Here is a 2,141-nt window from a genome sequence, read left to right on the forward strand (position 1 = left end):
CTTAATTTTTTAGCTAATGGTTTATTTCTACTCATTTTTTCACCGCGAATATAATAAATTTGATATTTTGAAAAATAATTTAATTAATTTTAATAATCATTGATTACAACTTAAATCCTTTTTGATTCACTTCTTTAGCCCAATTACATTGGTTTGATAATGTTCTGGGAAAATATCTGAAGAGTTTCCTCCTTTCTTATCAATCAATAAGCGAATTTCAACCTCATAATCTGAACTTGTATCCTTATTGCTCTTTTCATGCTTCAATTCAAAAAGATTATCAACAAGATATTTTATGGTCTTATAGCCGAAACTATCAAGATTCATATATTGGATATCTTTTCTATCCTCCAAGCTTCTGATTTGATTTCTGTTGAGCTTAGGAGTTTTATCATCCCTTCTTGTGCCATCAGCAACAAGTTCGTAATGATTTGCAACTTCCTCGACAACAGCTTCGTGAAGATACTTTATTCCATCATTAGGAAAACCATCTTCCATAATCATATCCACAGCTTTTTCCAAAATGGAAATGTCCAAATTCAAAACCTTATGCTTTAAACCAATGGACTCTGCAGATTTTTTAGCTGGATGAAATGAATCATAAACGCCGAAGTTAGCAGTAACGAGTTCAACATCAAAACCTAATCGGTCAAGGATAATTCCCATCAATGAACTGTCTTTGCCACCACTATAAAGAACACAAGCTTTCATTTTACCAAATCACTAGTCAATTACCTTCTTGTAATGTGGATTTCTCTTTTTTGACCCATGAGATTTTTAAGTAAAACTTTAAGTTGTTCATCAGTTACTTTTCCTCTAAGAGAACCTGCTTGAGCTGATTGAAGCAATTGGATTTCAATATTTTGAACGAGTTCCGGTTTAGTTAATCTGAGATTATCTAATCTTCCACGAGCCTCAGGAGTCAAAATCTGTTTCATAGCTTGCTTTAACTGAGCTTCCATTTCTGCTTGTTGTTGTTGAGCAGCTTGCTGTTGAGCCAATTGTTGCTGAGCCAATTGTTGTGGGTCAGCATTCATAGCTGCTTGTTGTTGTAATTCAGCCATACGTCTTTTGCGTATTTCATCAAGTTCACTCATAATAAAAACCCCATTAATTTAAATATTTTTCATTGAATCAACCATTAAATAATCATCAAAAATATTCCATGATTAATTCTAATTAATTCTACCTAATATTTTGAAAGTTCTGGAATATCTTTAATTAATTCAGCAGAAGTATTATCTAAGAAAGATCTACCTTGCGGAGTAATAATTCTTCCAGCATCGACTTTTTCTACATAACCTGCAGCTTCTAATTGATGTAAAGCTACTCTTACAATGGAGCCACTACCTTTTCTGAATTTTTCAGGGTTAACTCCTCTGTCTTTTTTACCACCGTAGAAGGTTCTTAAACTTCTTACTCCAACTGGTCCATCAATATAAACTCTTCTTAAGATAGAAGCGCATCTTACATACCACCAGTCGATGTTTTCTGGTTTTCTTTCTTTGTGAACACCAGTTTTAACAAGTTTTGTCCATTCAGGGGCAACAATTTTATCATTATTATCTCTAAATTCATCTGCAACAGTATTAATTAATAACTCTGCAGGAACATCAAATACAGTTGTCATATAATTTTCTCCAATTAATATGTTTCTAATCCAATTTTCTTATTCACCTAAGACTGGTGTCTGTAACTCTAAGCGAATAATCTAATTAGATTGCTTTTTATAAATAACAGCAACATTTCCTCTAACGTCAATAAGTTGGGATTTAGTGCCTTCAACAATGTTGCTTATTAAATCATCTTTATTTCTTGCTACATTTTTAGCAAATCGTAATTTAATAATAGGATTGGATTTTAACTGACGTTTAATCTCTTCAATAACATTATCGTTAACACCAGCTTTTCCAATATTGATTGTCATAGCGGAACGAGCTTCATTCATAATCTCTTTTTTTGAAAGTGTAAGAGTCAATTTTAGCTCTCCTTTTTAACTTTTTTTCCCTGATGTAAGGAATTTTCATGATATGGCCACACTCGCCACAATAAATATTAATTTCATTATTAATTAGCCGGACAGCGCAGTTGTGACCGGGAACCAAAAACTTGTAACAATTTTTACAGTATCTTCGTCCCCA

At 32.6% G+C, this 2,141-nt stretch carries 4 protein-coding genes and 1 pseudogene; all 5 read right to left on the reverse strand.

The window, feature by feature from the left end:
- Nucleotides 1-126: 126 nt before the first annotated feature.
- Nucleotides 127-711, reverse strand: coding sequence for a hypothetical protein (locus QZV68_RS10175; protein WP_296880886.1), 585 nt, complete (start codon nucleotides 709-711; stop codon nucleotides 127-129).
- 20 nt (nucleotides 712-731) lie between these two features.
- Nucleotides 732-1,097 carry a DNA-binding protein gene (locus QZV68_RS10180; RefSeq protein ID WP_296880887.1) on the reverse strand — a complete coding sequence of 122 codons (366 nt, stop codon included), beginning with the start codon at nucleotides 1,095-1,097 and terminating at the stop codon, nucleotides 732-734.
- A 92-nt stretch (nucleotides 1,098-1,189) separates the two neighbouring features.
- Complete coding sequence (locus tag QZV68_RS10185; RefSeq protein WP_296880888.1) at nucleotides 1,190-1,630, reverse strand: 30S ribosomal protein S19e; 441 nt, start codon at nucleotides 1,628-1,630, stop codon at nucleotides 1,190-1,192.
- A gap of 81 nt (nucleotides 1,631-1,711) precedes the next feature.
- A complete protein-coding gene (locus QZV68_RS10190; RefSeq protein ID WP_067148918.1) occupies nucleotides 1,712-1,948 on the reverse strand; it encodes a YhbY family RNA-binding protein in 237 nt (78 codons plus the stop codon).
- Nucleotides 1,941-2,141 (reverse strand): annotated as a pseudogene (locus QZV68_RS10195) (ribonuclease P); the annotation flags it as partial. The gene QZV68_RS10190 and the pseudogene QZV68_RS10195, both read right to left, overlap by 8 nt.

Origin of the sequence: uncultured Methanobrevibacter sp., from assembly GCF_902801725.1 — an archaeon.
Classification (GTDB): Archaea; Methanobacteriota; Methanobacteria; order Methanobacteriales; family Methanobacteriaceae; genus Methanocatella.

What these genes read in the sequence shown, in the direction of transcription:
- QZV68_RS10175 (WP_296880886.1), bottom strand. Translation starts at nt 711, where the DNA reads ATGAAAGCTTGTGTTCTTTATAGTGGTGGCAAAGACAGTTCATTGATG.
- QZV68_RS10180 (WP_296880887.1), bottom strand. Translation starts at nt 1,097, where the DNA reads ATGAGTGAACTTGATGAAATACGCAAAAGACGTATGGCTGAATTACAA.
- QZV68_RS10185 (WP_296880888.1), bottom strand. Translation starts at nt 1,630, where the DNA reads ATGACAACTGTATTTGATGTTCCTGCAGAGTTATTAATTAATACTGTT.
- QZV68_RS10190 (WP_067148918.1), bottom strand. Translation starts at nt 1,948, where the DNA reads ATGAATGAAGCTCGTTCCGCTATGACAATCAATATTGGAAAAGCTGGT.